This window comes from Proteiniphilum sp. (assembly GCF_034331125.1).
GTDB classification, from domain to species: Bacteria; Bacteroidota; Bacteroidia; order Bacteroidales; family Dysgonomonadaceae; genus Proteiniphilum; species Proteiniphilum saccharofermentans.
In genome coordinates this window covers 1-5,137 of sequence record NZ_JAXQGC010000015.1, presented here as the reverse complement: position 1 = coordinate 5,137, position 5,137 = coordinate 1, and the positions used below count along the sequence as shown (strand labels likewise).

General features: G+C 46.1%; 5 protein-coding genes. 1 reads left to right on the top strand and 4 read right to left on the bottom strand.

The window, feature by feature from the left end; genetic code table 11:
• Positions 1-266: 266 nt before the first annotated feature.
• Both U2P89_RS04360 and U2P89_RS04355 read right to left on the bottom strand, forming a co-directional pair.
• A complete protein-coding gene (locus U2P89_RS04360) occupies positions 267-2,390 on the bottom strand; it encodes a prolyl oligopeptidase family serine peptidase (RefSeq protein ID WP_092026804.1) in 2,124 nt (707 codons plus the stop codon).
• 41 nt (positions 2,391-2,431) lie between these two features.
• Positions 2,432-3,088 (bottom strand): ABC transporter ATP-binding protein, encoded by a 657-nt coding sequence (locus U2P89_RS04355; RefSeq protein WP_092026801.1) that lies wholly within the window; start codon positions 3,086-3,088, stop codon positions 2,432-2,434.
• A 130-nt stretch (positions 3,089-3,218) separates the two neighbouring features.
• Here U2P89_RS04355 and pdxH point away from each other — a divergent pair, with 130 nt between their 5' ends.
• Complete coding sequence (gene pdxH / locus U2P89_RS04350; protein WP_322190718.1) at positions 3,219-3,857, top strand: pyridoxamine 5'-phosphate oxidase; 639 nt, start codon at positions 3,219-3,221, stop codon at positions 3,855-3,857.
• A gap of 71 nt (positions 3,858-3,928) precedes the next feature.
• On the opposite strand, the gene tsaB is transcribed toward pdxH, so the two are convergent.
• Together tsaB and U2P89_RS04340 are read right to left on the bottom strand one after the other, a co-directional pair.
• Positions 3,929-4,627: a tRNA (adenosine(37)-N6)-threonylcarbamoyltransferase complex dimerization subunit type 1 TsaB gene (gene tsaB / locus U2P89_RS04345; RefSeq protein ID WP_322190717.1), complete on the bottom strand. Its 699-nt coding sequence runs from the start codon at positions 4,625-4,627 to the stop codon at positions 3,929-3,931.
• Between the two features lie 122 nt (positions 4,628-4,749).
• Positions 4,750-5,064 carry an RNA recognition motif domain-containing protein gene (locus U2P89_RS04340; protein ID WP_076928974.1) on the bottom strand — a complete coding sequence of 105 codons (315 nt, stop codon included), beginning with the start codon at positions 5,062-5,064 and terminating at the stop codon, positions 4,750-4,752.
• Between the last annotated feature and the right edge of the window lie 73 nt (positions 5,065-5,137).

The following is a 5,137-nucleotide window of genomic DNA, read 5'->3' as shown; positions in this document are numbered from 1 at the left end:
AGCTGCGACCCTCCCGAGGAAGTCGGGATATTCTAACCAACTGAACTACCACACCGTTTTTGGTCGCTATTGAAGACCTTCACCACTGTGAACAGTATCATTTCGATAGCGAGTGCAAAGGTAAGGATATTTTCAGAATTACAAAACTTTTGAGGAGATTTTTTCTGCCAAAAATTCACTTTTTTACACTCGCTATTAAAAATGGAGCCGTCTTTCACAAAAACAATCTATTTTATATCAAAACAATCCCGCAAGGAGGTCGTGGGTTACTTCAACCACTCATCAAACCAGCGGAAGAACTCACGCTGAAACAGGACTCCGTTCTGAGGCTTGCTGATCCAATGGTTCTCGTCGGGGAAGATAAGCATACGCGATGGAATGCCTCTCAATTGGGCGGCATTGAACGCCATCATTCCTTGCGATGCCAGAATACGATAGTCATATTCACCATGGGTAATCATGATCGGTGTATCCCACCTATCTATGAACTTATGGGGAGAATTGGCATATGTCCGTTGTGCAATGGCATTTGACTTATCCCAGAACGGACCGCCCATATCCCAGTTGGCGAAAAACATCTCTTCCGTCTCCAGGTATTGTGCTTCCAGATTGAAGATACCTGCATGCGACAAAAACGCTTTAAAGCGTCCGTCGTGATTTCCGGCAAGCCAGTAAGTAGAGAAACCGCCGTAGCTGGCTCCGGTACAACCGAGCCGGTTCTCATCTACAAAAGGTTCTTTCGACACAGCATCGATGGCTGCAAGATAATCCTTCATATTCTGTCCACCGTAATCACCACTGATCTGTTCGAGCCATTCCTGTCCGAATCCGGGTAAGCCACGGCGATTAGGCGCTACCACGATATAACCATTGGCTGCCATCATCTGGAGATTCCAGCGATACGACCAGAACTGGCTTACCATACTCTGTGGTCCTCCCTGACAATATAATAAAGCCGGATAGCTCTTTTTAGGATCGAAATCGGGTGGATAGACTACCCATGTGAGCATCTCCTTACCATCGGTAGTGGTGATCCAGCGCTCTTCCACCTCTCCCATCCGTAGCCGGTCGAGTATCTCTTTATTTTCAAACGATATTTCGGTAGCCTGCCCCGACGCAATATCCACACTGTAGATCTCCGCCGGTTGCGACATGGACTGCCGTTTCGCGATCAGTTTGCCATTTCCCAGGGCAACAGAGGTATAGTCGTATTTTCCCTGAGTAATAGGAGTGATCTCTTTGGTAACGATATCTGCTGTATGCAGCTGAGTGGTTCCTTTTACGGACGATACCATATATATAGTACGGTTGTCACTGTTCCAGACAAAATCATCGGTATTATAATCGAACGCTTCCGTAACGTAGGTCTTTTCACCTGTCGCCAGATCCATCACGAACAACCGGTTCTTATCAGCTTCATATCCGTCGCGTTCCATACTCTGCCAGGCAAGATATTTCCCATCGGGCGAGAACTGCGGATTCACGTCGTACCCCATCATCCCTTCAGTCATATTTTGAGTCTGACCGCTTTCCACATCGTAAAAATAGATATCGGAATTAGTAGAAAGAGTGTACTTCTTTCCTGTCTTTTTGCGGGATGTGTAGGCTATAGTTTTGCCGTCGGGGCTCCAGGCAAGTTGCTCTATACCCCCAAACGGTGCCATCGGCGCTTCATAGGGCTCTCCTTCCAAAAGATCTTTTATATTTGATAACTTATTACCTGAAAGATCAGCCACAAAGGGATGGGGCACGCTTTCCACCCACTTGTCCCAATGCTTGTACATCAGATCGTCTACTATCCTACCCGATGCATCCGGCAGGTCGGGGTATTTTTCAGCTGCCGTCTCCACCGTTTTCACACTTTTGATGAACAGCACTTTCTTCCCATCAGGAGAATATTTAAATCCATCGATTCCACCTTCTACATTGGATATCTGCTTCATCCCTCCCCCATCAGGATTAATAGTCCATATCTGCGAAGAACCGGTCTCATTGCTAAGGAAGGCTATCTTTTTACCATCTGCGATCCATTGCGGGTTATTTTCCTGCGTATTGGTGATGGTGAGTTGTTTCTTCTCCGAGCCGTCGCTTTTCATGATAAATAACTCCGAGTTGGTTTTATTCTGGGGAACACTCACATAAGTCACCTGATAGAGGATATGCGATTTGTCGGGCGACACCTCCACACTTCCTACCCTGCCAAAACTGTAAAGGATTTCAGGCGTCATGATACCGTCCTTTATAGTAGGTTTTGCTTTGCCTATAGTCTCGGTCAGCTCTTTATTTCCTTTTTTACCTGTCTCTTTGGAAGCCGGTGTCTGGGAAGCCTCGTTGCAGGCCAGCATGCTCCCGGTAATAATAATTGCCATAAATAGTGATTTACTCTTCATACGGTTTGGATCGATATACTTGATGGTTATACTTATGATTTTTATTGATCGACTATCTGTCCGTCTATCATGTGGATGGTTCTGTCGGTGATCGATGCCAGTTGTTCATCATGCGTCACAATGATAAAGGTCTGGTTAAGCTTGTCCCGCAGTTCGAAAAAAAGCTTATGAAGCTCCTCCTTATTATCGGAGTCGAGGCTACCGGAAGGCTCATCGGCAAACACTACAAGGGGATCGTTTATCAATGCACGGGCTACTGCGACACGTTGTTTTTCACCGCCGGATAATTCCGCCGGCTTATGGGTGATACGTTCTGAAAGTCCCATCATACACAGCAGATCCTTTGCTCTCGCTTCTGCTTCGACATGTTTCGCATGCCCTATCAGCGCCGGGATCATCACATTTTCGAGGGCGGTAAACTCAGGCAGCAACTGGTGAAACTGAAAAACAAATCCGATATTCCTGTTCCGGAAATCAGACAACTTTTTCTCGCTCAGGGAACTCAACTCGTGATTATCGATATAAATCCTGCCTGAATCGGCTTTTTCCAATGTCCCCATGATCATCAGCAGGGTAGTCTTACCCGCGCCACTCGGCCCCACGATAGATACTATCTCTCCTTTCCGCACCTCCAGATCGATCCCTTTCAGTACCTGAAGCGGGCCGAAGCTCTTAAAAATTTTTTCTGCTTTTATCATCTGATCCGTTTACCACAACATAATCAATCTGCGAAGATAAGAAAAATGCATAACTATTTAAAAGAATCAGCGTGGTTTTCAGCAGAAAATCATGTACTTTTGTGAGGAGCAAATGTAGATTTCACAGCAGATGGACGAATTAAGTAGAATGAGGCATGAATACCTAGCAGGAAGCCTTAACGAAACAGAGATGGCACCGAATCCTTTCGATGAATTCAAGGTATGGTTGGAAACAGCCATTGCCTCCGGTTTGTCGGAACCCAACGCCATGACCGTAGCTTCAGCCACTCCCGACGGAAGGCCTTCAGCGCGTGTGGTACTTTTAAAAGAGCTGAATGAGAAAGGATTTGTATTTTACACGAACTATATGAGCCGGAAAGGACAGGAATTACTTGCTAATCCTTTTACTGCAGCCGTTTTCGACTGGCATGAGATCGAACGGCAGGTAAGGATCGAAGGTATTGCCGAGAAGGTGGAGGACGAAGAGGCGGATGCCTATTTCAACGTACGGCCCAATGATGCCAAGATAGGGGCATGGGCATCACCCCAAAGCAGGATAGTGAGGGGCCGCGAAGAACTGGAAGAGTTGGAGAAGAGGTATGCAAATCAATTCTCCGGCAGTGAAATACCACGACCTCCTCATTGGGGCGGTTTTCTGATTCGACCGACAATGATCGAATTCTGGCAGGGACGCCCCAACCGAATGCACGACCGCATGGCGTATTATAAAGGAGACAAAGGCTGGAATATGCAACGATTAGCTCCCTGAAATCCTGAATTATGAAAGAATTCTATTTAACTCACTCCGGGTTAATTACGGAAATACAAAAAGAGGAATGATTAGCTTTTAACGTCAATCACCTTATTCTTTGGTACGGTAGCTACAAATTCTTTCAGGTAAAAAGGTTCAAAATAGGCTACATCCACAAACGTTTTATCGGCAAAGGCTTTTTCTGCCAGAGACACCATTGCCGAAGCCAGCGGGTGAATATCATCAAAGAACAGCGCATTGGGATGCGTGATGACAGTACGGCACTTCTCGGCACCGTTCCCGAAAAAGATGATCTTCTGTTTCTCAAGAAGGTCGCTGTAACTGTCCTCTTTCACTATGTCGGCCGATGTTGCACGGATCATATTCAGCGACCGGTCGAAAAAGGTGGCATAGACTTCCATCCGCCGGGCATCTATCATCGGGCAAAGCAGCGTATCTTCATCTGCTTTCTCTTTCATCATCGAAGCCATGATACGGGCCGTGGGAATGGCGATCATTGGAATATCCAGGCCGTAACTCAATCCCTTGGCTTCCGATACACCGATACGCAGTCCGGTATAAGAGCCGGGGCCGCTACTCACAGCGATAGCGTCCAGGTGGATATCCTGTTCTCTGGCATACTCCATAATCTCATGGACAAACAGACCTACCAGGCTTGCATGCGACCGGCCTTCATAATTCTCTTTATTTACCAGGATCTCCCCATCACGCGAAAGCGCACAGGAACATACGGGAGTGGATGTTTCAATTGTAAGCAGCGTACACATAAGAGGAATAAGGGCAAAATAGTTTAACGGCGTAAAGATAACAAATTTTCTCCCGGCAGAACCGAAAGGGCATAAAAAAACTGCATCGGTTGTGATGCAGTTTCTCTAAATCTAATAAAAGATTAATACCTGTTCCTGTCGCGGTTTCCGTAACCACCTCCACGGTTGTTATTATACCTCGGACGATCTCCCTCAGCACGAGGGCGAGCTACAGAGACAGACAATGTACGTCCGTCGTATTCAGCATCGTTGAGTTCTTCAATGGCGCGTTGTCCATCACCTTCGTTGGACATTTCTACGAAACCATAGCCTTTTGAACGGCGGGTTTCACGATCAGTAATAATCTTGGCAGAAGAAACGTCTCCGTATTCTTCAAACAGTTCTTTTAAATCGGCATCAGTAATCTGATAACTTAAGCCAGCTACAAAAATGTTCATGTAAAAAAAATAAAAATAAAAAACTGAACCACTATGGATTGAAAATCCATAGGTTCGATTCCGACTAAAAGTC